General features: G+C 60.7%; 22 protein-coding genes. 11 read left to right on the top strand and 11 right to left on the bottom strand.

Annotated elements, in window-relative coordinates:
- Positions 1-2 precede the first annotated feature (2 nt).
- Positions 3-1,709, top strand: coding sequence for an amidase (locus tag AB4N82_RS22965; RefSeq protein ID WP_122765388.1), 1,707 nt, complete (start codon positions 3-5; stop codon positions 1,707-1,709).
- Between the two features lie 120 nt (positions 1,710-1,829).
- On the opposite strand, the gene AB4N82_RS22960 is transcribed toward AB4N82_RS22965, so the two are convergent.
- Entirely contained in the window at positions 1,830-1,967 is a 138-nt protein-coding gene (locus AB4N82_RS22960; RefSeq protein ID WP_181643302.1) for a hypothetical protein, read from the bottom strand.
- Positions 1,964-2,182, bottom strand: coding sequence for a DUF6434 domain-containing protein (locus AB4N82_RS22955; RefSeq protein WP_122765389.1), 219 nt, complete (start codon positions 2,180-2,182; stop codon positions 1,964-1,966). Before AB4N82_RS22955 ends, AB4N82_RS22960 begins: the two co-directional genes overlap by 4 nt.
- A gap of 246 nt (positions 2,183-2,428) precedes the next feature.
- Here AB4N82_RS22955 and AB4N82_RS22950 point away from each other — a divergent pair, with 246 nt between their 5' ends.
- Positions 2,429-2,854, top strand: a complete 426-nt coding sequence (locus AB4N82_RS22950; protein WP_032887170.1) for a nuclear transport factor 2 family protein — start codon at positions 2,429-2,431, stop codon at positions 2,852-2,854.
- 14 nt (positions 2,855-2,868) lie between these two features.
- Here the strand turns inward: AB4N82_RS22950 and AB4N82_RS22945 are convergent, their stop codons facing one another.
- The gene (locus tag AB4N82_RS22945; protein ID WP_122765390.1) at positions 2,869-4,194 is read right to left on the bottom strand and encodes an aminotransferase-like domain-containing protein; all 1,326 of its coding nucleotides are present in this window, start codon (positions 4,192-4,194) and stop codon (positions 2,869-2,871) included.
- 90 nt (positions 4,195-4,284) lie between these two features.
- Between AB4N82_RS22945 and AB4N82_RS22940 the strand changes: the two genes are divergently transcribed.
- Positions 4,285-5,175: a DMT family transporter gene (locus AB4N82_RS22940; protein WP_122765391.1), complete on the top strand. Its 891-nt coding sequence runs from the start codon at positions 4,285-4,287 to the stop codon at positions 5,173-5,175.
- On the opposite strand, the gene AB4N82_RS22935 is transcribed toward AB4N82_RS22940, so the two are convergent.
- Positions 5,172-5,729 carry a YceI family protein gene (locus tag AB4N82_RS22935; RefSeq protein WP_032887173.1) on the bottom strand — a complete coding sequence of 186 codons (558 nt, stop codon included), beginning with the start codon at positions 5,727-5,729 and terminating at the stop codon, positions 5,172-5,174. The genes AB4N82_RS22940 and AB4N82_RS22935 overlap by 4 nt on opposite strands.
- Positions 5,730-5,815: 86 nt before the next feature.
- On the opposite strand from AB4N82_RS22935, the gene AB4N82_RS22930 reads away from it, so the two are divergent.
- On the top strand, positions 5,816-6,304 hold the full coding sequence (locus tag AB4N82_RS22930) for a PaaI family thioesterase (protein WP_122765392.1): 489 nt from the start codon (positions 5,816-5,818) through the stop codon (positions 6,302-6,304).
- 44 nt (positions 6,305-6,348) lie between these two features.
- On the top strand, positions 6,349-7,236 hold the full coding sequence (gene yghX / locus AB4N82_RS22925) for a YghX family hydrolase (RefSeq protein WP_122680887.1): 888 nt from the start codon (positions 6,349-6,351) through the stop codon (positions 7,234-7,236).
- Positions 7,237-7,694: 458 nt separating this feature from the next.
- Here yghX and AB4N82_RS22920 read toward each other — a convergent pair whose 3' ends face one another.
- The gene (locus AB4N82_RS22920; RefSeq protein ID WP_460103147.1) at positions 7,695-8,879 is read right to left on the bottom strand and encodes a DUF2252 family protein; all 1,185 of its coding nucleotides are present in this window, start codon (positions 8,877-8,879) and stop codon (positions 7,695-7,697) included.
- Positions 8,880-9,083: 204 nt separating this feature from the next.
- Here AB4N82_RS22920 and ampC point away from each other — a divergent pair, with 204 nt between their 5' ends.
- Complete coding sequence (gene ampC / locus AB4N82_RS22915; protein ID WP_163034958.1) at positions 9,084-10,238, top strand: class C beta-lactamase; 1,155 nt, start codon at positions 9,084-9,086, stop codon at positions 10,236-10,238.
- An 89-nt stretch (positions 10,239-10,327) separates the two neighbouring features.
- Here ampC and AB4N82_RS22910 read toward each other — a convergent pair whose 3' ends face one another.
- Together AB4N82_RS22910 and AB4N82_RS22905 are read right to left on the bottom strand one after the other, a co-directional pair.
- On the bottom strand, positions 10,328-11,605 hold the full coding sequence (locus tag AB4N82_RS22910) for an ATP-binding protein (RefSeq protein ID WP_122765395.1): 1,278 nt from the start codon (positions 11,603-11,605) through the stop codon (positions 10,328-10,330).
- Positions 11,606-12,313, bottom strand: coding sequence for a winged helix-turn-helix domain-containing protein (locus AB4N82_RS22905; protein ID WP_095184596.1), 708 nt, complete (start codon positions 12,311-12,313; stop codon positions 11,606-11,608).
- Positions 12,314-12,470: 157 nt separating this feature from the next.
- Here AB4N82_RS22905 and AB4N82_RS22900 point away from each other — a divergent pair, with 157 nt between their 5' ends.
- The gene (locus AB4N82_RS22900) at positions 12,471-13,670 is read left to right on the top strand and encodes an MFS transporter (RefSeq protein WP_122765396.1); all 1,200 of its coding nucleotides are present in this window, start codon (positions 12,471-12,473) and stop codon (positions 13,668-13,670) included.
- On the opposite strand, the gene AB4N82_RS22895 is transcribed toward AB4N82_RS22900, so the two are convergent.
- A complete protein-coding gene (locus AB4N82_RS22895) occupies positions 13,626-14,228 on the bottom strand; it encodes a MiaE family protein (RefSeq protein ID WP_032887182.1) in 603 nt (200 codons plus the stop codon). The genes AB4N82_RS22900 and AB4N82_RS22895 overlap by 45 nt on opposite strands.
- Positions 14,229-14,378: 150 nt before the next feature.
- Here AB4N82_RS22895 and AB4N82_RS22890 point away from each other — a divergent pair, with 150 nt between their 5' ends.
- Positions 14,379-15,242: a universal stress protein gene (locus AB4N82_RS22890; protein ID WP_032887183.1), complete on the top strand. Its 864-nt coding sequence runs from the start codon at positions 14,379-14,381 to the stop codon at positions 15,240-15,242.
- A gap of 72 nt (positions 15,243-15,314) precedes the next feature.
- Here AB4N82_RS22890 and AB4N82_RS22885 read toward each other — a convergent pair whose 3' ends face one another.
- Complete coding sequence (locus AB4N82_RS22885) at positions 15,315-15,785, bottom strand: DUF1289 domain-containing protein (protein WP_122765397.1); 471 nt, start codon at positions 15,783-15,785, stop codon at positions 15,315-15,317.
- 396 nt (positions 15,786-16,181) lie between these two features.
- Here AB4N82_RS22885 and acnB point away from each other — a divergent pair, with 396 nt between their 5' ends.
- Positions 16,182-18,791 carry a bifunctional aconitate hydratase 2/2-methylisocitrate dehydratase gene (gene acnB / locus AB4N82_RS22880; RefSeq protein ID WP_032887185.1) on the top strand — a complete coding sequence of 870 codons (2,610 nt, stop codon included), beginning with the start codon at positions 16,182-16,184 and terminating at the stop codon, positions 18,789-18,791.
- Between the two features lie 643 nt (positions 18,792-19,434).
- Here the strand turns inward: acnB and AB4N82_RS22875 are convergent.
- Positions 19,435-21,084 carry a SulP family inorganic anion transporter gene (locus tag AB4N82_RS22875; RefSeq protein ID WP_122765398.1) on the bottom strand — a complete coding sequence of 550 codons (1,650 nt, stop codon included), beginning with the start codon at positions 21,082-21,084 and terminating at the stop codon, positions 19,435-19,437.
- A gap of 144 nt (positions 21,085-21,228) precedes the next feature.
- The gene (locus AB4N82_RS22870; protein ID WP_032887187.1) at positions 21,229-22,506 is read right to left on the bottom strand and encodes a serine/threonine transporter; all 1,278 of its coding nucleotides are present in this window, start codon (positions 22,504-22,506) and stop codon (positions 21,229-21,231) included.
- Positions 22,507-22,743: 237 nt separating this feature from the next.
- On the opposite strand from AB4N82_RS22870, the gene AB4N82_RS22865 reads away from it, so the two are divergent.
- Together AB4N82_RS22865 and AB4N82_RS22860 are read left to right on the top strand one after the other, a co-directional pair.
- Positions 22,744-22,938: a hypothetical protein gene (locus AB4N82_RS22865; protein ID WP_032887188.1), complete on the top strand. Its 195-nt coding sequence runs from the start codon at positions 22,744-22,746 to the stop codon at positions 22,936-22,938.
- 139 nt (positions 22,939-23,077) lie between these two features.
- Positions 23,078-24,031, top strand: a complete 954-nt coding sequence (locus AB4N82_RS22860; RefSeq protein ID WP_122765399.1) for a 2-hydroxyacid dehydrogenase — start codon at positions 23,078-23,080, stop codon at positions 24,029-24,031.
- The last annotated feature ends 90 nt before the right edge of the window (positions 24,032-24,121 follow it).

The following is a 24,121-nucleotide window of genomic DNA, read 5'->3' as shown; positions in this document are numbered from 1 at the left end:
TCATGCAAGTTACCGAAGTCTCCATTGCCCAATTGCGCGCGGCGCTTGAATCCGGCCAGACCACTGCCGTTGAATTGGTCCAGGCTTACCTCGCACGGATCGACGCGTACGACGGCCCGCAGACCGCCACCGCGCTTAACGCTGTGGTGGTGCGCAACCCACAAGCGCTCAAAGAAGCCGAGGCGTCCGATGCACGCCGGGCCAAGGGCGAAACGCTTGGGCCATTGGATGGCATTCCCTACACCGCCAAGGACAGTTACCTGGTCAAAGGCCTGACTGCGGCCTCCGGCAGCCCGGCATTTGCCAAACTGACCGCCCAGCGCGACGCGTTCACCATCGAACGCCTGCGCGCCGGTGGCGCCATTTGCCTGGGCAAGACCAATATGCCGCCGATGGCCAATGGCGGCATGCAGCGTGGCGTATATGGCCGCGCCGAAAGCCCCTATAACGCTGACTACCTCACCGCACCGTTCGCCTCCGGCTCGTCCAACGGCGCGGGTACTGCAACCGCCGCCAGTTTCGCGGCATTCGGCCTTGCAGAAGAAACCTGGTCCAGCGGACGCGGTCCGGCGTCCAACAATGGCCTGTGCGCCTACACCCCCTCCCGTGGGGTGATTTCGGTGCGCGGCAACTGGCCGCTGACGCCAACCATGGACGTGGTGGTGCCATACGCCCGCACCATGGCCGACCTGCTGGAAGTCCTCGATGTGGTGGTCGCCGAAGACCCCGACACCCGTGGCGACCTATGGCGCCTGCAACCCTGGGTGCCGATCCCCAGCGTCGCCTCGGTGCGCCCGGCGTCTTACGCTGAGCTGGCTGCGACGGCTGAATCCCTCGCGGGCAAACGCCTGGGTGTACCGCGCATGTACATCAATGCCGACCCCGACGCCGGCACCAGCGAAAAACCCGGCATCGGCGGCCCGACCGGGCAACAGATCAACACCCGCGCCAGCGTGATCGACCTGTGGAAAGACGCCCGCAAGGCGCTGGAAGCGGCTGGCGCCGAAGTCATCGAAGTGGATTTCCCCCTGGTGTCCAACTGCGAAGGCGATCGCCCCGGCGCGCCGACGGTGTTCACCCGAGGTTTGGTGTCCAAGGAATTCCTGCACGACGAGTTATGGGAACTGTCCGCCTGGGCTTTCGATGATTTCCTGCGCGCCAACAACGACCCAACCCTCAACCGCCTGGCGGATGTGGACGGCCCGAAAATCTTCCCCCACGACCCCGGCACCCTGCCCAACCGTGAAGACGACCTCGCCGCCGGCATGGACGAATACGTGCGCATGGCCCAGCGCGGCATCACGCCCTGGAATGAAATCAGCACCGTGCCCGATGGCCTGCGCGGCCTGGAGCAAACCCGGCGGATCGACCTGGAAGACTGGATGGAAACACTCGGCCTCGACGCTGTGCTGTTCCCCACCGTCGCCGATGTAGGGCCGGCGGATGCCGATGTAAACGAAGCCAGCGCCGATATCGCCTGGAGCAATGGTATCTGGGTGGCCAACGGCAACCTCGCCATCCGCCACCTGGGCGTGCCAACCGTCACCGTGCCGATGGGCGTGATGGCGGACATCGGCATGCCGGTAGGGCTGACATTTGCCGGGCGCGCTTATGATGACTCGGCATTGCTGCGGTTGGCGGCGGCGTATGAAGCGACCGGCAGCAAGCGATTGATTCCCCCGCGCACCCCGCCACTGATCACAAACTAACGATTCACCCTGTGGGAGGGGGCTTGCTCCCGATGGCGGTGTATCAGGCAAAGCTGTTCAAACTGAACCACCGCCATCGGGAGCAAGTCCCCTCCCACATTTTGATCCTCATCGTGTCAGTTACCGGCTTTGTTTTAACGACAAATGCCGGCAGCACACAGCGGCACCTGGCAGCGATTTGGGGGTGAAGGCGAACCACAGGCCGGACGCCAGGTGAATGCCGTAGTTGATCAGTACCACCAGTCCCTGGGTGATCATGGGCGGGTGTCATGGTTCAAGCGCTGCCATTCATCCACCACGTCGCCCAGGGTCTTGGGGATATCGTTGCGAATCCAGGCCATGAAGGGACGATCGAACGTGAAGGTCGGCCCGCAGTGCTCACGCATGAAGCGCCGCACGTTCTGGGTGTTTTTGTAGTGTGCGGTCACCGGGGTGGCGCGGGTGATGGGGTCGCTGTGCCAGTCAAAATCCATTTTGTCACTCGGGCAGGTGTTGGGTCGGCGTTAGCATAGCGATGTGCCAGCTACCCAGGAAGTGCCAAAACCTGCCGTGTACGAGTACCCCGCGTGTTGGGACATCGTATAAGGCGCTAAAACCTACAAACACCAAACTTGTCAGGGTATTTCAAAATTTTACTTTCCTTAGACCCGGCAAATATTGCATGGTTGTACGACGACTATAGCTGTCGTACACACCCCAACAACAATAAGGAAACACCCATGCAAAACGTCAAAGTGCTGATCGGTTTTCTGTGCCTGTTCAGCGGCTACGTGGCCGCAGCCCCCGCCGACAACGACGTAGCCCAAGCGGTCGATCACCTGACCCAAGCCATGCTGCACAAAGACATCAAGCAGCTCCAGGCCCTCACCGCCGAGCAACTCACCTACGGCCACTCCAGCGGCAAAATTCAGAACAAACAGGAATTCATCGCCGATATCGAGACCGGTCGCAGCGGCTTCAAGACTCTGGAAATGCAAAAACAAACCATCACTCTGCAAGGCGACACGGCACTGGTGCGCAACCACTTTCACGCACAGGCGGTGAACAGTGGCGTCGAAGTGCCTACCGACATCGAAAACTTCCAGGTCTGGCAAAAGCAGAAAGGCCACTGGCTGCTGATCGGTCGCCAGGCCTTTAAATTCTGATGGCTAGCGGTGGCTCACCACGCCACCACGTTGCGCACCTTGAGCAACGCCTCGCGCAGCGACGGCATGTCCACCGACCCCAACGCCAGGCGTAGCGCATGGGGCACCTGGGCCGAAACGGCAAAGGGCTCAGCGGTGGACACTGAAACGCCCTCGCGCTGCAAGGCCATGGCGACTTGATCGGCGCGGGCATCTTCCGCCAGCGGGAGCCACAAAAAATACGATGACGGGTGGCTGGTGTGGGCCACCCCCTTCAACACCTGCGCAGCCAAGGCTTGCCGAGCCCGGGCATCCTGGCGCTTTTGTGCTTCCAAGTGGGCAACGGTGCCGTCCTCGATCCAGGCCACGGCAATCGCGCTCATCACCCCGGGCACGTTCCAGGTGGTCGCCATGATGGTGCGCTCCAACGCCTTCATCCACGCGACAGGCGCCGCGACAAATCCCACGCGCAGCCCTGTGGCGACACTCTTCGACAACCCACCCACATACACCGTACGTTCCGGTGCCAGGCTCGCCAGGGGCGGTGGCGCGTCCTCAACTAAAAACGCGTAGGCCGCGTCTTCAATGATCATCAGGTTGTGCTGGCGGGCGATGGCGACCAGTTGCTCGCGCTGCGCCATGCCCATCACCCAGCCCAGCGGATTGTGCAGGGTCGGCATGCTGTAAACCGCGCGAACCGGACGCTTGCGACACACGCTATGCAGATATTCCAGGTCCGGGCCGCTGGCGGTGACGGGAATCGCGACGACTTCCAGATGCAGGGTCTCTGCCAACACCTTGAACCCCGAATAGGTCAACGCGTCCACCGCGATCACCTCCCCCGGCTTGAGCAACGCCATCATCGCCACCGCCAACCCATGTTGGGCGCCGCTGACCACCAACACCTGCTCGGCCTGCACCGTCAGCCCTCGGCTCAGCAGGTGGCGGGCAATGGTGGCGCGCTCATGCAGGCGGCCGGCGTGGGGCTGATAACGCAGCAGCGCTTCGAGGTCACCGGACAGCGCCAATTGGCGCAACGCAGTGCGCAGCAAGTCCGCCTGACCCGGCAACGAAGGGTAATTGAAGTTGAGGTCGAGCATGCCCGCCGCGATGGTCATCTGCCCACTGCCCTGCCCTGGCGGCAACGCAATCTCGCGCACGAAGGTGCCGCGCCCGGTTTCTCCGCTGACCAGACCCATGGCCTCCAGCTCGGCATACACCCGACTGGCGGTGACCAGCGCCAAGCCATGATCCGCGGCCAATTGGCGATGGGTAGGCAATCGCATACCAGGGGGCAGTCTTCCGCTGCGAATGTCTTCGGCAAAGGTGTCGACCAGTGACTTGTAACGGGCGCGGGGCATTGGCGATGTATCCATGACAATTTTTTGATTGTCTTGATTCTCGATCCTAGGATGGGCACCACGCAACTCCTCTTTTTCGGGACAGCCCCCATGGAACGTACGTCTCCCCTCAACGCCCTGGACAACAGCACTCAGGGTTGGATCAATGGCTTTATCGGCGTGGTGATTTTCAGCGGCTCACTGCCCGCTACGCGCTTGGCGGTCATGGAATTCGATCCGGTGTTTCTGACGATGATTCGCGCCGCCATCGCTGCCGCATTGGGGCTGCTTCTGCTGTGGCTGTTCAAGGAAAAACGCCCCGCGCGCACTCAATGGGTGCCCCTGCTGATCGTCTCCCTCGGCGTGGTAATCGGCTTCCCCCTGCTCACCGCGCTGGCCCTGCAATACGTAACCTCCGCCCATTCCATTGTGTTTATCGGCCTGCTCCCCCTGGCCACGGCGGTGTTTGGCGTACTGCGCGGCGGCGAGCGGCCGCGACCGGTGTTCTGGGTGTTTTCGATTCTGGGCAGTGCCCTGGTGATGGGTTATGCCTTCGCCCAGGGCGTGAGCGCCGCACCGGCCGGCGATTTGCTGATGCTCCTGGCGGTGTTGGTGTGCGGCTTGGGCTATGCCGAGGGCGCGAAACTGTCGCGCAGCCTGGGCGGCTGGCAGGTGATCTGCTGGGCGCTGGTGGTGTCGCTGCCGGTGGTGCTGCCGTTAGGCCTGCTCCTTGCTCCGCCAAACTTTGCCGGCATCAGCCTGACAGCCTGGCTGAGCCTGGGCTATGTGGCGCTGTTCAGCATGTTGATCGGCTTTGTGTTCTGGTATCGCGGGCTGGCTCAAGGTGGCATCGCGGCCGTCGGCCAGTTGCAGTTGCTGCAACCGTTCTTCGGCCTGGCGCTGGCGGCGGGCCTGCTGCATGAACAGGTCAGTCTCGGCATGGTGCTGGTGACGGTGGCGGTGATCGGCTGCGTGGCCGGTGCGAAGAAGTTCGCCCGCTAACGCTGCGGTGCGACCATCTTGAATTTGATATGGATGTCGTTGGAAACCACGCTATTGCCGGCCCATTCACCCTCACCGATCTTGAAATCGCCGCGATTGAGGATGAATTCGCCGTCGAACACGCCAATGCCATCCAGCTCCTTGAGCACCACCTTTACATCAACCGGGCGTGTGGTGCCCTTGATGGTCAGGTTGCCGCTGATCCTGAAGCGGTTATCCCCCAGCGCCTTGACCCCAGTGGATTCATACACCCCGACCGGATAGGTCGCGGTGTCAAACCAGGACGCGCGTTGCAGGGTGTCATTGGCATCGTCACTGCCGGCGCTGATGCTGGTGAGCTGGATCTTGAGCAGCGCGTGTCCCGCCTCCGGCGCCTGCGTATCAAAGGCCAAGGTGCCCTCGAATTCCTTGAACGTCCCATACATCCGCTGCCCCAGTTGTTCGTAGGTGAAACTGATCTGGCTGGCAGTGTGATTGACGTCCTTGTACTCCACCGCCTGGGCGCTGGCGATAAAGCCCAGGACAAGCGCAACCGGCAAAAATCCACGTTTCATGCACCACTCCGCAAAGTCTGGATGTATTCCCATCACGCGTTTGTCCTGCTAAACAGAATAGTCGCCCACAACAATAAGGACGTTGCATGCAAGCGCTACAAGACATCACCGCACCGGAAGGCATCTGCTACGGCTGCGGGGGCAGCAACCCTCACGGGTTGCACATCAAGAGCCGCTGGGACGCAGACGGCATCCATTTGATCGCCCAACACGCGCCAGAAGCTCACTTCACTGGCTGGCCGGACCTGGTCTACGGCGGCCTGATCGCCATGCTGGTGGACTGCCATTCCAACTGGACCGCCATGGCCTACCACTACCGCACCGAGCAACGCGAACCCGGCAGCATGCCACGCATCGACTGCGTGACCGGCAACCTCGGCATCAAATTCATCAAGCCCACGCCCATGGGTGTCACCCTCACCTTGCGCGCCAGGGTCGAAGGCAACGTGGAGCGCAAAACCCGCGTGGTCTGCGAGGTATACGCCGGCGACGTGCTCACGGCAATCGGCGACTCGGTGTTCGTGCGCGTCGACACCGGGCAACTGGCCGCTGCCGCCCATGGCCGCGAGGACTGAAGCTGGTCTACATTGACTGTCACCGCTAATCGAGGATTGCACCGATGACTCGTCTCACCGCGAAAGACTTTGCCCCCGAACTGCTGGAACTCTACGACGGCTACGCCCACGGCAAGATCAACCGCCGTGAGTTTCTCGACCGCGCTGCGCTGTTCACGTTTGGCGGCCTGACCGCTTCCGCCCTGCTCGCCTCCCTGAGCCCTAACTACGCCCTGGCCGAGCAAGTGAAATTCACCGACCCGGACATCGTCGCCGACTACATCACCTACCCCTCACCCAAGGGCAACGGCACGGTACGCGGCTACCTGGTACGCCCGGCCAAAGCTGCGGGCAAGTTACCGGCGGTGGTGGTGGTCCACGAAAACCGCGGCCTGAACCCGTATATCGAAGACGTCGCCCGACGCCTGGCCAAAGCCGGCTTCATCGCCCTGGCCCCGGACGGCCTGACCTCGGTCGGCGGCTACCCCGGCAATGACGAAAAAGGCGTGGCGCTGCAACAGACCGTCGACCCGACCAAACTGATGAACGACTTCTTCGCCGCCATTGAATGGCTGATGCACCACGACAGCAGCACCGGAAAAGTCGGCATCACCGGCTTCTGCTACGGCGGTGGCGTGACCAACGCAGCAGCGGTGGCCTACCCCGAACTGGGCGCAGCCGTCTCCTTCTACGGCCGCCAACCGGAAGCCAAGGACGTACCGCGGATCAAGGCGCCGATCATGCTGCACTTCGGCGAGCTGGATACACGTATCAACGAAGGCTGGCCGCCCTACGAGGCAGCCTTGAAAGCGGCCGGCACAACCTATGAAGCGTTCATCTACAAGGGCGCCAATCACGGCTTCCACAATGACTCGACGCCACGTTATGACGAAGCAGCCGCCAATCTGGCATGGGAAAGAACACTGGGGTGGTTCAACAAATACCTGGCATGACTGGCGCTGCTCTGGCTGTTGCTGCTGCTTTTGATCTTGATCCAAAGCGCCCCGTCAGACGCGCTGGCCGAACGCAGGCTTGAACCCGTGGGCAACCCGGCAGGACGCCGGGTTAGCCGCACTGGGCCATAGATCCAAGCCGGAGTGAGGGCATGCCGATTCCAGACGAAGCACCGAGTGTTGGGGCGAAGGCCTTTTGGTTACTTTTGGCTGGGCCGGCATTCCGACCTTTCCAAAAGTGACCCGCTGTAAGCGCGGAACCCTAAGCCGCCGTTACCGCAGAGATGGCTATGTACCCCAACCAATATATGAGTCGACTGTCAGGCCGCCATCGGGAGCAAGACCCCTCCCACATTTGGATAGGGGACCATCAGTCAAATGGCGTAACCCTGGCCGCCGTTGACGCAGAAACAGACATGTACCAGCTCTCCTACGCAAAACCCATCCCACCCTCAGCATCAATGCTCCAAAGCATACCGCCGGCAATGATCCAAATACCCCTGCTCATGACTCCCCACCAGCTGCACCACGCTGGTCCACAACCACGAAGGCGCATCCAACTCCCTTGACCGGTTTTCCTGCAAAACCGCCATCCAATCCTTACGAGTCGCCCGATCCATCTGCCGGGCATGAGCTACGCCAACCACCCGAGCCAAATAACCCGCAGCGTGCATCGCGTCAGTATCGCTCAACTCATCCAACTCCAACTTCATGTCCTGAGGCAGCAGTTCGCGAATAAAAAACCCGTGATCCAGAAACCGTGTCGCCACCATCCGCTCGCCAAGGCCCGGCGACAACTGACGCGCAGCTTCCACAACCCGGCGGGCGTTGTCCCTCGGCATCTTCGCCCGTGCGGCCCGGGGTGCAGCGGCGCCGACCGCCTCCTTGATATCGATCAGGCAATACGCCTGATCATCCTTATCACCAACACCGAGCAAGGCCGCGTAGCGCAACAAGCCAAGGGAGCTGCAGCCCTTGACCCAATAAGCGCAATCCAAAAGTTCGACTTTGGCGTCCTTGGGCCGGCCTTTGAGCGAAGTGACCAACTGGTGGATCTCGTCCGACGCGCAGACGACTTTCAGCGCACTTTTTTCGGCCCGCGACAACGGCCAGAAATGCTTGCCTAACGGGATGGTCGGCCGGGCGCTTTCGATGCGCTCACGGGCCAAGTGCTTCCAGGTGCGCGCCACGGCGTTGCGCATCCCGGCCTTGACCTGGGACGGGCGTGGCGGCGTTTCATCGGGTTTGTCTTTAAAGGCTTGTTCGTAGCCCACCATCATTTCTTCAAGCATGCGTGCGGTGGTTACCCCCGGCAGGTCCGAGCCTCGCGCGGCGGTCGCCAGGGACAAGGCCAGGCGCACCAGGTCGTGGGCCGGGTTGCCAATCACTGCCTGGTCCAGGTCACGGATATGCATATCGATGCGCCCCTTGGTGTCGCCAGTGGGGCCAAGGTTGCCAGCGTGGCAGTCGCCGCAGATCCAGATCGCTGGCCCGCGGGGCAAACGGCGTCCAGGCAAGCTGTGCAGCCACTCGTAGAATTGAACGGTACTGCCGCGCACATAAGCGTGCGCCGAGCGCGCCATCTTGAGGTTTCGCAGTTGGGTCAGGTGGGGCATACGAGCGGAGGGGCGCGGTGTTTTCATGGAATAACTCAGTACAGGTGTAGCGGTAGAGCGGTGCGCCTCGGAGAATGTTTCATTATGTTTCTAAAAAATTTATCACGTTGGCCTTCTCCCGTTATACCCAGGCAAGAGACTTCATCGTTTGCCCAGAGCAGGCGAACTGCCTATATTTGCCTCCCCCGCGAGGGTCTTTTTTTAATCGATCACTTTCATGGAAACACTCTCATGCCCCTATCTATGTTCTCAGGCATGCGCAATCTCACGGCGGTAGCCGCCCTTGTCGCTACCGGCCACTGCCTGGCCGCGACCGATCTGCAGGCGGTGGTGGACGCGAGTGTCAAGCCGCTGATGCAGCAACAGGCCATTCCCGGTCTTGTGGTCGGCGTGGTTCAGGACGGCAAAGCGCACTATTTCAACTACGGCGTCGCCTCCCAGGAGACGGGGCAGCCCGTCAGCGAGAACACCCTGTTCGAAGTCGGGTCGGTGAGCAAAACCTTCACCGCCACCCTCGCCGGTTATGCGGCGGCCACCGGCAAACTCAAGCTTTCGGCCCCGGCCAGCGACTACCTGCCAGCCTTGGGTGGCGGCAAGTTTGATCACATCAGCATTCTTAACCTCGGCACCTACACCGCCGGCGGCCTGCCTCTGCAATTTCCACCGGAGGCTGACAACACTCAGCACATGATCAGCTACTTCCAGCAGTGGAAACCCGACTTCGCCCCAGGCACCCAGCGGTTGTATTCCAACCCGAGCCTGGGACTGTTCGGCTACCTGACGGCGCAGAGCCTCAAGCAACCGTTCGATCAGGCGATGGAAAAAACCCTGCTGCCCAAACTTGGGCTCAAGCACACCTTCGTCAAGGTGCCGCCGAGTCAGATGAGCCTCTACGCACAAGGCTACGGCAAGGATGGCAAACCGGTGCGCGTCGGCCCCGGCGCCATGGACAGTGAGGCTTACGGCATCAAGACCAGCGCCTCGGACTTGCTGCGTTATGTGCAAGCCAACATGAACCCGGCGAAGCTGGAAAGCGCCGTGCAACGCGCGGTCAGCATCACTCATACCGGCTACTACACCGTCGACGGCATGACCCAAGGGCTGGGCTGGGAAATGTACCCTTATCCCATCACGCTCGATGCGTTGACTGACGGCAACTCCACACCAATGGCCATGGAACCGCACAAGGTGAACTGGCTAACCCCTGCCCAGACGCCCCACGCCAACACGCTGGTGAACAAGACCGGCTCCACCAATGGTTTTGGCGCCTATGTGGCCTACGTGCCGAGCAAGGGATTAGGGGTGGTGATTCTGGCGAACAAGAACTACCCGAATGCAGAGCGGGTGAAAGTCGCCCATGCAGTGTTGAGTGCGCTGGACCATTAAAGCCGGACACGAGCCCACCCTGTGATGAAGGGCTTGCTCAGCCATAGCAAGCCCTCCACCACATTTGACCTTCATCGTGTTCATAAACGTTATTCAGTATTCGCCCACGTCATCCGAAACGACGCCCCGCCCCGCTCCGAATCCTGCACATGCTCCTGCCCGCCATGCCATTGGGACACTCGCTGCACCAGCGCCAGGCCCAGGCCGAAGCCGCCGGTACGGCGATCACGGCTGGCATCCAGGCGCATAAACGGTTGGAAGATCTTCGCCCGGCTCTCCTCGGGTACACCCGGGCCGTCGTCACATACCCGCACTTCATAACCGTTGCCGAATTTGATCAGTGAAATGTCCACACGGTGCTCTGCGTAACGGATGGCATTGCGCAGCAGGTTGATCACCGCTCGCGCCATGAAACGCGGCTCGATCTGGATCACGTCCACTTCGCAGGTGCGCAACGACAGGTGTATGCCCGCCGCCTCCGCCTCCAGGGCCACGCTACCGATCACGCTGTCGAGCCAGCTATGGGCTTCGATGCGCTCGCGAGTGACCTGGGTCGCGCCGCGTTCCAGGCTGGCGTAGGTCAGCAGTTCGGAGACCATTTCCTCCAGCTCGCCCAGGTCGGCGTACATATCGGCGATCAATTCGCTGCGCTGACGCGGGTCGGCCTGCTGCTTGAGTTGGTCGAGTTCAAACGACAATCGTGCAATTGGCGTACGCAGCTCATGGGACACCGCATTGGTGAGTTCGCGCTGGTTGGCGATCAGGCTCTCGATACGCTCGGCCATCTGATTGAAGTGCCCGGCCAGTTCGCGCACGGTGGAGCGGCGCGGCAGCAGGATGCGCGAGCCGAGGTCGTTGTCGCCAAAACGTTGTGCGGCAAGACGGATGTGCTCCAAGTCACGCCAATGCGGACGCACCCAGAAATACAGCACTACCGCCAGGCACAGACCCAGCAGGCTGTAGGCCCACAGGTATAGCCATTTCGGCTCTGCCGGCAGTTTGATTTCGAGCAGTTGTGGACCGCTGTCGACCGAGGCGATGAACTCCATGAAATCGCCACGCACTACCAAGTGGCCGGCCGCCAACAATTGTTGTTCACGGGGGGTCAGGGCCAATTCATCACGCTGGACCAGTTTCAGCAGCAAACCATAATGTGGCTGCAATTGGGCCAGCCGCGCCGGACGCGCATCGGCCGGCAACGGGCGCAACTGCTCCACCAGACCGTACGCCGGGCCACGCATGGCTTCGCGATTATAGGTTTCGTTGGCTTCGGGCAGCAGTTCATCAAAGGTGTAGTTGACCAGCCAAATCGCCCCCGCCAACCCCAGCGCGAGGATGATGTACAGGCGCATGTATAAGCGCAGCATCTAGACCTCCCAAGCAAACGGATTGAACAGATACCCCTTGCCCCAGATCGTCTTGATACACACCGGCTCACGTGGGTTGTCATTGAGTTTGCCACGCAGTTTGCTGATGTAGACGTCGACGCTGCGGTTAAGGCCGTCGAACGCGATGCCGCGCATGCGGTTGAGAATGTCATCGCGAGAAAGAATGGTGCCGGCGTTGCTGGCCAGCAACCACAGCAATTCGAACTCCATGGTGGTGAGGTCGATCTTGTCGTCCCCCAGGCTGACGACCCGGCAACTGCGGTCGATGGCCAACCGACCGAACGCCAGCGCCCCGCGTACGGTAGGCTCCGGCAATTGGCGGCGTTGCAGCGCACGCAGGCGCGCCAGCAGCACCGGCGGTTTGATCGGTTTGATCACGTAGTCGTCGGCGCCGGATTCCAGGCCGAGGATATGGTCCAGGTCATCCTCCTTGGCGGTAAGGATCACGATGGGAGTGTCGGACACACTGCGAATCTCGCGGCACACCTGTAGGCCGCTCTGGCCCGGCAGCATCAGGTCGAGTACGACCATTTTCGGTTTGAACGCCAGGAACGCCGCCAAGGCTTCATCACCTCGGTGTACCACGCGAGGCTCGAAGCCATGTTGTGATAAAAAATGCGCGATCAGCCCCGCCAGCTTCTCGTCGTCCTCAACAAGCAGAACCTTACCCTGACCCAGGTTTTCCATACGTTCTCAGTGCGCGCACGCGGATTGAAGAGGCGGCATTATAGGTGGCAAGCTGGGCAACTGAAGCAGATAGCCAACGGGCGTCGCTGAAGCTTCATGTTTTTAAGAGTTTTTTACAAATAGCCTGCATTCTTTAACGCCAATCACAGGGAGTTGTATGCGTAAGGATTACCTGGCGTTCTTTGTTTCGCTGTTCCTGTCGCGTCTGGCGGATCAGATCCTGTTGTTTATCGTGCCGCTGATCGTATTTCAAACCACCCAAAGTGCGTCGTGGGCAGGCCTGGCCTTTTTTATCGAGTCGCTGCCACGCTTCCTGGCCTTCCCGGTGTGCGGCGCCGTGTGCGACAAGTATTCGCCCGTGCGTATCCTGCATATCAGCCAGGTCTACCGGGCGCTGGCCTGTGTGGTGGCTGTGGCGCTTTACGGGATGTTCGACGGTATCTACTGGCTGGTGCTGCTGTCCGCGCTATGTGGGGTGCTGACCACCCAAGGCATCATGGCCCGGGAGGTGCTGATGCCGCATATCTTTGCGCAATACAGCTATGCCAAGACGTTGTCCTACTCCCAGATCGCCGACCAATCCGGCCTGGTACTGGGGCCGTTGTTGGCCGCGCTGATGCTGGAGGTGTGGGCCTGGCATTGGGTAGTGCTGGGGGTTGCAGGGCTGTTCGTGTTGGCAGACCTGGCGATGCGCGCGTGGCAACGTAACACCTCAGTCAACCCGCAACCCCATCAGCAGCACCGTGATATCTGGCTGCAACCGCTGCGCATCGCCGTCGCGCATATCCGCAACCTGCCGGGGTTGAAACGCCTGATTGCGCTGACGGTGGGCGTGAACCTGCTCATTGGCGCCACCCTGGCCACTTCCGCCGCCATGGTCATTGGCGATTTCAACGCCGACAAGGATGCCTACGCGCTGCTGCAAGCGGCAGGTGCGCTGGTGACTATCGTGATTCTGTTTTACCTGTCGCGCACGACCTTGCCGTTAAAACGCCTCGGCGGCGTGTCTTACGGACTGATCACTGTGGGCGCGCTGATCATGGCGGTCAGCCCCAACCTGTGGGTCTACAGTCTTGGCTTCCTGCTGGTTATAGGCTTCGACAAGATGTACAGCGTGTATATGCGCAGCGTTCGCCAGCAGGTCATCCCGGTAGAGGACTTTGGCAAGACCGTCGGCATGATCACCTTACTCAATAACCTGCCACAGCCCTTGGCCGGCCTGGTGATTGCCGTGCTGGCAGCACCCTTGGGCACGCAAACGGTGATCCTGCTGCTGACCGGGATCACCGCGCTGATCGGCATGGCCGTCGCCTCAGGCCGGCACACCACTGTGAAAGCGAAACTCGACGTCAGGTGACTCAATCAATTCCTGCTCGGCCGCCCTCACCCGCTCGATCACCTGGGCGATATCCTTTGCATCGCCATACTGGTAGGCCAGCTTCAGGTAACCCTGGAAATGCCGCGCCTCGCTTTTCAGCAGGCCGAAGTAGAACTTGCTGAGTTCTTCGTCCAAATGCGGCACCAACGCTTCGAAACGCTCGCAACTGCGCGCCTCGATAAACGCCCCGACTACCAACGTATCCACCAATTTCACTGGCTCATGGTTGCGCACGACTTTGCGCAAGCCCGAGGCATACCGGCTGGCATGCAACTGGCGCAGTTCAATCTTGCGCTTTTTCATCAGGCGCATGACCTGTTCGTGGTGCACCAGTTCTTCGCGGGCCAGGCGCGACATCATGTTGATCAGGTCGACATGGCCGTGATACTTGGCGATCAGGCTCAAGGCGGTGCTCGCGGCCTTGAATTCGCAGTTCTTGTGGTCGATCAGCAGCGTTTCCTGATCGGCCAACGCGGCCTGGACCCAGGCGTCGGGGGTGCGGCAACCGAGGAATTCGTGGATTTCTGGCAGGTTCATCGGGCTCACGGGCAAAAGGATCACAAAAGGCCGGCGATTATACCGACCACACCGCAGACCACCAGCCACCGGCCTTGATGTGCATCAACATGACGGCTGCCGGGCAGCAACTATAGTTATTCCACGCCCACTCTTTTGGAGATCCCGACCATGCAAGCCATCCGCAGCATCCTGGTGGTCATCGAGCCCGAGCATTCGGAAAGCCTGGCCCTCAAGCGCGCCAAGCTGATCGCCGAGGTTACCGGCGCGCACCTGCACTTGCTGGTCTGCGATAAAAACCATGAGCATTCGGCGCTGTTGAGCCTGCTCAAGGCGGGATTGCAGGAGGATGGCTACAGCGTGACCACCGAACAGGCGTGGAATGCCAGCCTGCATGAAACCATCATTGATGTGCAGCAGGCTGAGGGCTGCGGTTTGGTGATCAAGCAACATTTTCCCGACAGCCCGCTGAAGAAGGCGCTGCTGACACCGGCGGACTGGAAGCTGCTGCGCTTTTGCCCGACACCGGTGTTGCTGGTCAAGACGTCCACGCCATGGGCTGGCGGGGTGATCCTGGCAGCAATTGATGTCGGCAATACCGACAGCGAGCACCGTTCGCTGCACAATTCGATCATTGATCATGGCTTCGACATCGCCAGCCTCGCCAAGGCGCAGCTGCATGTGATCAGCGCCCATCCGTCGCCGATGCTGTCAGCGGCGGACCCGACGTTCCAACTCAAGGAAACCATCGAAGCGCGCTACCGCGAGCAGTGCCAGGCGTTCCAGGCTGAGTTCGACGTGGACGACGCGCACCTGCATATCGAGGAAGGCCCGGCGGATGTGCTGATTCCATTCGCGGCGCACAAGTGGCAGGCAGCAGTGACCATCATCGGTACCGTAGCGCGCACCGGAATTTCCGGTGCACTGATCGGCAACACGGCGGAGGTGGTGCTGGATGCTGTGGAAAGTGATGTGTTGGTGCTCAAGCCGCAGACATTGATGGATCACCTGGAAGAGCTGGTCACCAAACCCTGACGCCTATCCTCCCGATAACCGACGTCCAATGTGGGGGGCGGCTTGCCCCCTCCCACATTCCGATTTTTGCCGTCAGGTAGAGAGCGCATCCTTGAGGAACCCTGGGGCGATATAGCGCTGGTAGTGGGCCTCGGACAGGATAAAGAACTCACGGTCGATGGCATCGCGCAGTTCCGGCAACGCCCAATCACGAAACTCCGGCAACAGCACCATGCCGTAAGCCTCCAGGTTATTGATGACCCGCGCCCCGCGCGCAATCAACTGGTATGCCCAGCAGTACTCGGATTGGTGCGGCACGAAGCGGATCTTGCGCTGCTCCAACTGACCGCGCAGGGTCTTGGGGTCGAAAATCTCCAGTTTGCCGGCCATCACCTGCACCAGCAGTTGCTCCAGGCGCAGCCATACCGCGCGTTTTTCTTCTTCGTTGTAGCCATTCCACAGGATTACTTCGTGGTGGAAGCGCTTGCAGCCACGGCACACCAGATCGCCGTAAACCGTGGAGCACAGGCCGACGCAGGGGGTCTTGATGGTTTGGTTGGACATGGGCAACGACACGCAAATCAGCGAAACAGTGCGCCATGTTAGCCCTTTGTCTAAGGTTGATCACCCAGCAAACTTGCCATGGCAACTTACCTTTAGAAATTTTTTGCCGTAGAATCATCCGGCCTTGTAAGGCGCCAATAATCCGCTGGAAGCTGTTTTCAAAGCGTCACGAGCACAGTCGTTCCTTCAGAACGGTGTTGGCGCGGACTTGACCCCGGTAGGTCAACAACCGCGCCAACCCTCATCAGCTCCGTTCTGCAGGCGTAAAACTTTGAAAGCAGCTTCTGTGAGGAATGCCGGCAGCGCTGGCTTTGCGGCCCAAAAAGCCCCCGAGCGCATGCGTGCCGTTCATTTCTGGATGAGCGTCCCGTGGGACCACTGATGAGGGTAATAACTGTGCTTGAAGCCTACCGCAAACATATCGAAGAGCGTGCAGCCCTGGGTATTGTTCCCCAGCCGCTTAACGCCGAACAAACCGCAGGCCTGGTCGAGCTGCTGAAAAATCCTCCAGCCGGCGAAGAAGAATTCCTCGTTGACCTGATCACCAACCGCATTCCACCTGGTGTTGACGAAGCTGCCTACGTCAAGGCCGGTTTCCTGTCTGCCCTGGCCAAGGGCGAAGCCACTTCCCCCCTGATCGACAAGAAACGCGCTGTTGAACTGCTCGGCACCATGCAAGGCGGCTACAACATCGTGACGTTGGTCGAGCTGCTGGACGACGCCGAGCTGGCGCCTGTCGCCGCGGCCCAACTCAAGCACACCCTGCTGATGTTCGACGCGTTCCACGACGTCGCCGAAAAAGCCCGCAACGGCAACGAGCACGCTAAAGCCGTAATCCAGTCCTGGGCTGACGGCGAATGGTTCCGCAACCGCCCTACCCTGGCCGACAAGATCAGCCTGCGCGTATTCAAGGTCACCGGCGAAACCAACACCGACGACCTGTCCCCTGCTCCGGACGCCTGGTCCCGCCCTGACATCCCGCTGCACGCCCTGGCCATGCTGAAAATGGCTCGCGAAGGCATCGTGCCGGACGAGCAAGGCAAGACCGGCCCGATGAAGCAGATCGAAGAAATGCGCGGCCAAGGCTTCCCGATCGCCTACGTCGGTGACGTGGTCGGTACCGGCTCTTCGCGTAAATCCGCTACCAACTCGGTACTGTGGTTCTTCGGCGACGACGTACCTTACGTACCGAACAAGCGTGCCGGCGGTTTCTGCTTCGGCAGCAAGATCGCTCCGATCTTCTACAACACCATGGAAGATGCTGGCGCACTGCCAATCGAATTCGACGTGACCAACATGAACATGGGCGACGTGATCGACCTGTATCCTCATGCTGGTAAAGTCTGCAAACACGGCACCGATGAAGTCCTGACCACCTTCGAAATGAAGACCCCGGTCCTGTTGGACGAAGTTCGTGCCGGCGGCCGTATCCCGCTGATCATCGGCCGTGGCCTGACCGACAAGGCTCGCGCCGAATTGGGTCTGGGCCCTACCGACCTGTTCAAGCTGCCTGAAGCACCGGTCGACACTGGCAAGGGTTTCACCCTGGCCCAGAAAATGGTCGGCAAGGCCTGCGGCCTGCCGGAAGGCAAAGGCGTTCGTCCAGGTACGTACTGCGAACCGAAGATGACCACCGTGGGTTCCCAGGACACCACCGGTCCTATGACCCGTGACGAACTGAAAGACCTGGCGTGCCTGGGCTTCTCGACCGATCTGGTAATGCAGTCTTTCTGCCACACCGCGGCTTATCCAAAGCCGATCGACGTGACCACCCACCACACCCTGCCTGACTTCATCATGACCCGTGGCGGTGTATCGCTGCGTCCAGGCGACGGCATCATCCACAGCTGGCTGAACCGCATGCTGCTGCCGGATACCGTCGGTACCGGTGGTGACTCCCACACCCGCTTCCCGATGGGCATCTCGTTCCCAGCCGGTTCCGGTCTGGTCGCGTTCGCCGCAGCCACTGGCGTAATGCCACTGGACATGCCGGAATCGATCCTGGTGCGCTTCAAAGGCAAAATGAAACCTGGCATCACCCTGCGTGACCTGGTTCATGCCATTCCTTACTACGCGATCCAGTCCGGTTTGTTGACTGTCGAGAAGAAAGGCAAGAAAAACGCCTTCTCCGGCCGCATCCTGGAAATCGAAGGCCTGAACGACCTGACGCTGGAACAGGCTTTCGAGCTGTCCGACGCCTCGGCCGAACGTTCCGCTGCCGGTTGCACCATCAAGCTGTCGAAAGAGTCCGTCACCGAGTACCTGAACTCCAACATCACCCTGCTGCGCTGGATGATCGGCGAAGGCTACGGCGATGCACGTACCCTGGAACGTCGTGCTCAAGCGATGGAAGCCTGGGTAGCCAACCCAGAGCTGATGGAAGCCGATGCCGACGCGGAATACGCCGAAATCATCGAGATCGACCTGGCCGAAATCAACGAGCCGATCCTCTGCGCACCAAACGACCCGGACGACGCTCGTCTGCTGTCGAGTGTTGCCGGCGAGAAGATCGACGAAGTGTTCATCGGTTCGTGCATGACCAACATCGGTCACTTCCGCGCTGCCGGTAAGTTGCTGGAGCAGGTCAAGGGTCAGCTGCCTACCCGTCTGTGGCTCTCGCCGCCGACCAAGATGGACGCTCACCAACTGACCGAAGAAGGCTACTACGGCATCTACGGCAAGGCTGGCGCGCGCATGGAAATGCCGGGCTGCTCGCTGTGCATGGGTAACCAGGCACGTGTAGAACCGAACTCGACTGTTGTGTCGACGTCGACCCGTAACTTCCCTAACCGTCTGGGTGATGGTGCCAACGTCTACCTGGCCTCGGCTGAGCTGGCGGCAGTAGCCTCCACCCTGGGTCGCCTGCCGACCGTCGAAGAGTACATGGGCTACGCGGCGAAACTGGACACCATGGCCAGCGACGTCTACCGCTACCTGAACTTCGACCAGATCGCTGAGTTCCGCAAGATCGCAGCAAGCGCCAACATCCCGGTGATTCAAGCCTAAGGTGTTGATGTAACAAAAACGCCGCGTATCGCAAGATACGCGGCGTTTTTTTATGCCTGGAATACAAACACATTCAATTGATCCCTCTGTCACTGACCCACCGCTATCGGGAGCAAGCCCCCTCCCACAGTTTTGACCGCGACGAGCAACCTTATACCTTCAACCGCACCACCGTCTGATCCTCAAGGTGAGCTGGCTGAAGACACCGATCCAAATGTGGGAGAGGGCTTGTCCCCTCCCACAGTTTTGACCGCAACGGGCGACCTTATACCTTCAACCGCACCACCGTCTGATCCTCAAGGTGGGCTGGCTGAAGACACCGATCCAAATGTGGGAGGGGGCTTGCCCCCTCCCACAGTTTTGGCCGCGACGAGCAACCTTATACCTTCAACCGCACCACCGTCTGATCCTCAAGGTGAGCTGGCTGAAGACACCGTTCCAAATATGGGAGAGGGCTTGCCCCCTCCCACAGTTTTGACCGCGACGAACGACCTTATACCTTCAACCGCACCACCGCCTGATCCTCAAGGTGGACTGGCTGAAGACACCGATCCAAATGTGGGAGGGGGCTTGCCCCCGATGGGGGAGTGTCAGTTGATGCATCTGCCACTGACCCACCGCTATTTGGAGCAATCCCCACGCGTCACGCCTTGCTCACCTCCAGCGCCAGCTGCACCGCGCCATCGACGCTCAAGCCACTGAGCAGCACATGGGACGCCAATGCTTCGGGCAGCCCCTGCAACACCTCGCGCGCGTCATGCCGCACGCGGGCAAGTACCAGGCGCTTGCCCTCCCCGTGTACTTGCGCAAAAAAAGCCGCCAGCGCTTCGATGCTGGTGCCGTCAAGGTCCGGCGATTCTTCCAGGCTCAACACTACCGCCTGCGCCTGGGAATGACGCATCAGGCGCAAGGCCGCGCCCAGGATGCGCTCGGCGTTCGCAAAAAATAGCGCTTCGCTGGGCCGCACGATCAATACCCCCGGGACGGCCAGGGCATCGGCATGGTGCAGGCGGTCGACAAAATCATGGCTGTCACCCAGGCGGCCCAACACTTGAATGTCGGCTGACGACATCTGGCGCAGCATCAACATCACACTGATTGCGACCGCGAGCAGCAAACCATCCAGCACGCCCAGCACCAGCACCGCCGCCACCGCACAAATCACCAGCACGCGATCGCGGCGCCACAGGAAATAACGCCCCAGCGGCTGCAAACTCAAGCCTCGACCCAGGGCATAGATGACGACGGCCGCCAACACCGGCTCCGGCGTGAGCGCGACATAGGGCAGCACCGTCAGCACGATCAGCAATATCACCAGCGCCGCGACAATCCCCGCCAGGCGCGAATAGGCGCCGGCCGCCTCGTTGGCCGACGTCGCCGAATACCCGGCACCGGCCGGCATGCCGTGGAACAGACCGGAGACCAGGTTGGCCACTCCCAGCGCAAGCAGGTCACGGTTGGAGGACACGCGGTCGCCATGCTTGAGCGCGAACGAACTGATAGAGCCGTAGGACTCCGCGTACAGGATCATCACCAGCGCAAACGCCAATTCCCCGAGGCGTAGCCAGTCGGCAAACGGCAGCACCGGCAAATGCCCCAGCTCCAGGCGCAGGTCGATCATGCCGATCTGCGCCACGCCATAGGCCTGCAGGTCCAGGTACTGCCCGGCAGCGATGCCGAGCACCACGACCACCAGACCACCCGGCAGACGCGGGAAGCGTGCGCACAGCCACAACACCAGCAACGCCAGCCCCGCCACCAGTGCCGCAGACCAGTTCCAACGCGGTAGCTGCTCCAGCAACTGCGGCAGAAAACGGATCAGGTTGTTATCGGTCAGGTGCACGCCCACCACACTGGCCAATTGCTTGAGGATGATGGTCAGCGCCAGGCCGAAGGCGAAGCCACGCAACACGGGCTTGGCGATAAACGAAGTGACGCCGCCAAGTTTCAACAGGCCGGCCAACAGGAAAAACACCCCGGTGAGCAGTACCAGCCCGAAGGCCAGGGAAAGCCTCAGTGCCGGGTCATCTCCCGCCAGGCTCGCCGTCGCCGCCGCCAAAACGGCCGCCGACGACGAGGTAGCCGAAACAATCGCAAAGCGGCTAGTGCCGAACAGGCCGTAGCACACCAGGCCTGCAAATAAAGCGATCACCCCGGCCTGGGGCGGCAGCGCGGCGATACTGGAATAGGCGACGGCTTCCGGCAGCAGCAAACCCGCGATGGATAAGCCAGCCAGCAGGTCTTGGATGCGGTTCGACGGTACGGCAACGGGTGCATCGGTTTCAGTCTTCAATCGGCCCAACCCATCCTGGCAAAAAGCGTGCGTAAGCTTAGCCCTCATTGCTCGGCTGCGGTTGAGCCGCATCAGCTTTTGCGCGGGCAAAAAAAAGCCGATTCGCGCTATGCGCGAATCGGCTTGCTTGCGTGAGCCCTGGGTTCAGGACAGCAGCGAGTAAATCAATGCAGTAATTGCCACCAGGCCCACTGCGGTGACAAACACGTTGGACGCGTGCCCACGGTACTTGGCCATGGCCGGCACCTTGCGGATCGCGTACATCGGCATCAGGAACAGGATCGACGCAATGATTGGCCCGCCCAGGGTCTCGATCATGCCGAGGATGCTGGGGTTCAGCGTGGCAACGATCCAGCACACCACCAGCATGAAGCCCGCAGTCATACGGTCCAGCGTCTTCGCAGCTGGACGGCGACCGCTTTTGAGCACCAGACCCTTGAGGCCTTCGCTCGCGCCGATGTAATGACCGAGGAACGACTTGGCAATCGCCACGAACGCGATCAACGGTGCAGCGAACGCGATGGTCGGGTTGTTGAAGTGGTTGGCCAGGTACGACAGGATCGACAGGTTCTGCGCCTTCGCTTCAGCTAACTGGGCCGGCGACAGGGTCAGCACGCAGCTGAACACGAAGAACAGCACCATCACCACCATCAACAGGTGCGCGCGGGACAGGATCTGCGAACTGCGCTCATCGGCGTGTTCGCCGTACTGGCGCTTCTGGTCAACCGCAAACGCCGAGATGATCGGCGAGTGGTTGAACGAGAACACCATCACCGGAATCGCCAGCCACAGGGTATTGAGCAAGGCCGAAGGCGCCGGGACCACACTCGCGGTGCTGAGGATGCCACCGTTCCAATGCGGGATCAGGTACACCGCGAGGAACAGCAAGGCGACGATAAACGGGTACACCATCATGCTCATGGCCTTGACGATCACTTGTTCGCCGCAACGCACCACCGCCAGCAGGCCGAGGATCAGCACAAACGCCAGCAGCGCCCGTGGCGGCGGCATGATGTGCAACTGGTGTTCCATAAAGCTGCTGACCGTGTTGGTCAGGGCCACGCTGTAGATCAGCAGGATCGGGAAAATCGCGAAGAAGTACAGCAAGGTGATCAGTGCACCCGCTTTGATACCGAAATGCTCTTCGACCACATCAGTAATGTCCGAACCTTCACGGCCGGAGAGCACAAAACGGGTCAGCCCACGGTGGGCAAAGAAGGTCATCGGAAACGCCAGCACTGCCAGGATCACCAGCGGCCAGAAACCGCCCAGGCCGGCGTTGATTGGCAGGAACAAGGTACCGGCGCCAATGGCGGTGCCGAACAGGCCAAGCATCCAGGTGGTGTCCTGGCGGCTCCAGCTTGTGAGGGTTGCAGGTGTCGTTGCATAGCGTTCGTCGACGCTATTGGCCTGATCATTCATCCGGTCGGATCTCCGCATTTACACGGCCGGGACGAGTCAGAAAAACCTGACAGGCAGCGCCCCGACCATAGAAGGGGCCGGATTGTCCGGGATTCTTCTGAATAAGCAAAGACTTAGCTGAGGAATGGTTGTACGAAGCAGATTAATCCAATTGACGACAATTTGTTCCAGTCAGGAACGTGACGCCTGTTTCGCCCACTCAGAGGGAGCCTTATCACGAACCTTGGAGATTCAACCATGACGATTTCAAACCTCAATCTGTCCCACGCAGGCCACTTGGTCGACAGCGTGGCGATGCATATTGCCGATCAAATCGCGGCACAAGATAAGCCCAAGCCACAGCAGCCTCCCAGCTTCCCTTTTAACGGCATTGAATACGCTGCTGCGCCCAAACCGAACAACACAATGATCCCAATGCCTCGCATCGGCTAAGACTGCGCGACTCACCAGGGCGTGGATCCATGCTATGGATTCACTGCCCTCTACCCGCCCCCTGCGGACCTTGCATCACCGCCCTATAAAATGTCGCATACTCTCTCTTCCATCCCGCCCCACAAGGAAGAGCCGTCCGATGACCACCACTGTTCTGGTCCTGGTTGAAACCATCAACGACTACCTGCAAATCATCGAGAGCAATGACTTTCATGTGATCCTGGCGCCAACTCCAGCCGAACGAGCCCAAGCCATCAAGCGCTATGGCGGCCAGATCAACGCCGTGTTGACCCGCGGCCCCCTGGGCCTCTACGCCGACGAAATCGCCGCGCTGCCGCTGCTGGAAATCATCTGTGTGATCGGCGCCGGTTACGAACATGTTGACCTGCAGGCCGCCAGCAATCGTGGGATTGTCGTGACCAACGGCGCCGGGGTGAATGCGCCGTCGGTGGCGGACCACGCTATGGCGCTGTTGCTGTCCCTGGTGCGCGGCATCCCGCAGACCGACGTCGCCGTGCGGCGCGGTGAATGGCCCAAGGTGATGCGCCCTTCCCTGGGCGGCAAGCAACTGGGCATTCTTGGCTTGGGCGCCGTGGGCCTGGAAATCGCCAAGCGCGCCGCCCTCGGATTCGGTATGGAAGTGAGCTATCACAACCGTCAGCCCCGTGATGATGTGGACTACACCTACTGCGCCAGCGCCGTGGAGCTGGCGCGCACTTCGGACTTCATGATCCTGGCCACGCCCGGTGGCCCGAGCACCCGTCACCTGATTGATCGTCACGCCCTGGATGCTCTGGGGCCGAATGGCTACTTGGTCAATATTGGCCGTGGCAGCGTGGTGGTTACCGCCGACCTGATCACCGCCCTTGAACAGCGCCGCATTGGTGGGGCTGCGCTGGATGTATTCGACGACGAACCCAAAGTGCCCGATGCCCTCAAGCACCTGAGCAATACCGTACTCACCTCCCATGTGGCCGGCCTTTCACCGGAAGCCGCTCACGACACCGTGCAACGGGTGGCCGACAATCTGGTGGAGTACTTCGCCGGCCGACCAGTGCTCACGCCGGTCGCGTTACCCGCGCCCGTAAAATGACCAATCAGGCACGCTGATCATCATCCAACACGCTAACCTATTAAGCCGCCCCGACCTTGTCGCTGGGCGGTCGTGCGCATTAGATTAGGA

It is taken from the genome of Pseudomonas sp. H1_D04, from assembly GCF_054683855.1.
This window is presented reverse-complemented; position numbering and strand designations above follow the sequence as displayed.

Bases quoted from the DNA above. Each gene is read 5' to 3' on its own strand.
- AB4N82_RS22965 (WP_122765388.1), top strand. From the start codon at position 3: ATGCAAGTTACCGAAGTCTCCATTGCCCAATTGCGCGCGGCGCTTGAA.
- AB4N82_RS22960 (WP_181643302.1), bottom strand. From the start codon at position 1,967: ATGATCACCCAGGGACTGGTGGTACTGATCAACTACGGCATTCACCTG.
- AB4N82_RS22955 (WP_122765389.1), bottom strand. From the start codon at position 2,182: ATGGATTTTGACTGGCACAGCGACCCCATCACCCGCGCCACCCCGGTG.
- AB4N82_RS22950 (WP_032887170.1), top strand. From the start codon at position 2,429: ATGCAAAACGTCAAAGTGCTGATCGGTTTTCTGTGCCTGTTCAGCGGC.
- AB4N82_RS22945 (WP_122765390.1), bottom strand. From the start codon at position 4,194: ATGCCCCGCGCCCGTTACAAGTCACTGGTCGACACCTTTGCCGAAGAC.
- AB4N82_RS22940 (WP_122765391.1), top strand. From the start codon at position 4,285: ATGGAACGTACGTCTCCCCTCAACGCCCTGGACAACAGCACTCAGGGT.
- AB4N82_RS22935 (WP_032887173.1), bottom strand. From the start codon at position 5,729: ATGAAACGTGGATTTTTGCCGGTTGCGCTTGTCCTGGGCTTTATCGCC.
- AB4N82_RS22930 (WP_122765392.1), top strand. From the start codon at position 5,816: ATGCAAGCGCTACAAGACATCACCGCACCGGAAGGCATCTGCTACGGC.
- yghX (WP_122680887.1), top strand. From the start codon at position 6,349: ATGACTCGTCTCACCGCGAAAGACTTTGCCCCCGAACTGCTGGAACTC.
- AB4N82_RS22920 (WP_460103147.1), bottom strand. From the start codon at position 8,879: ATGAAAACACCGCGCCCCTCCGCTCGTATGCCCCACCTGACCCAACTG.
- ampC (WP_163034958.1), top strand. From the start codon at position 9,084: ATGCCCCTATCTATGTTCTCAGGCATGCGCAATCTCACGGCGGTAGCC.
- AB4N82_RS22910 (WP_122765395.1), bottom strand. From the start codon at position 11,605: ATGCTGCGCTTATACATGCGCCTGTACATCATCCTCGCGCTGGGGTTG.
- AB4N82_RS22905 (WP_095184596.1), bottom strand. From the start codon at position 12,313: ATGGAAAACCTGGGTCAGGGTAAGGTTCTGCTTGTTGAGGACGACGAG.
- AB4N82_RS22900 (WP_122765396.1), top strand. From the start codon at position 12,471: ATGCGTAAGGATTACCTGGCGTTCTTTGTTTCGCTGTTCCTGTCGCGT.
- AB4N82_RS22895 (WP_032887182.1), bottom strand. From the start codon at position 14,228: ATGAACCTGCCAGAAATCCACGAATTCCTCGGTTGCCGCACCCCCGAC.
- AB4N82_RS22890 (WP_032887183.1), top strand. From the start codon at position 14,379: ATGCAAGCCATCCGCAGCATCCTGGTGGTCATCGAGCCCGAGCATTCG.
- AB4N82_RS22885 (WP_122765397.1), bottom strand. From the start codon at position 15,785: ATGTCCAACCAAACCATCAAGACCCCCTGCGTCGGCCTGTGCTCCACG.
- AB4N82_RS22870 (WP_032887187.1), bottom strand. From the start codon at position 22,506: ATGAATGATCAGGCCAATAGCGTCGACGAACGCTATGCAACGACACCT.
- AB4N82_RS22865 (WP_032887188.1), top strand. From the start codon at position 22,744: ATGACGATTTCAAACCTCAATCTGTCCCACGCAGGCCACTTGGTCGAC.
- AB4N82_RS22860 (WP_122765399.1), top strand. From the start codon at position 23,078: ATGACCACCACTGTTCTGGTCCTGGTTGAAACCATCAACGACTACCTG.